Source organism: Burkholderia sp. Ac-20344 (assembly GCF_017104975.1).
Classification (GTDB): Bacteria; Pseudomonadota; Gammaproteobacteria; order Burkholderiales; family Burkholderiaceae; genus Burkholderia.
In genome coordinates this window covers 1-485 of the sequence record NZ_JAAGPP010000141.1, presented here as the reverse complement: position 1 = coordinate 485, position 485 = coordinate 1, and the positions used below count along the sequence as shown (strand labels likewise).

1 protein-coding gene is annotated in these 485 nt (G+C 56.9%); it reads left to right on the top strand.

What is annotated here, in order from left to right; genetic code table 11:
* Positions 1-416: CorA family divalent cation transporter (locus G3N64_RS31590; RefSeq protein ID WP_277399146.1), on the top strand; the 416-nt coding region annotated here is incomplete at its 5' end.
* Between the last annotated feature and the right edge of the window lie 69 nt (positions 417-485).

The following is a 485-nucleotide window of genomic DNA, read 5'->3' as shown; positions in this document are numbered from 1 at the left end:
GCCGCACGCTGACGCGTTTGCAACGCATGCTCGCACCGGAGCCCGGTGCGATTTTCCGTCTGTTGGCAAGGCCGCCGCGCTTGCTTCATCCGGAAGACGTGCAGGACCTGCGCGAATCGACGGAAGAGTTTTCGGTCGTTCTCTCGGATGTGGCAGGTTTAATCGATCGGGTCAGGCTGCTGCAGGAGGAAATCACCTCGCGTCTCGACGCGCAGAACAATCGCACGCTGTTCACGCTGACGCTCGTCACGGTGCTGGCGATGCCGATCAATATCGTCGCGTGCTTCTTCGGTATGAATGTCGGTGGCGTTCCGCTAGCTGAGAACAAGAATGGCTTCTGGGTGATGGTGCTGATGGTCGCGGGATGTACCGGCCTCGCTGGCTGGTGGGTATTTCGTCGAAGAAGAGAGCGTTAAAGAACGGCGCGTTGAAGGAACTTTTTTTTTTTTAATGATCCGCCGACCCCCGAGATTTACACCATTGTT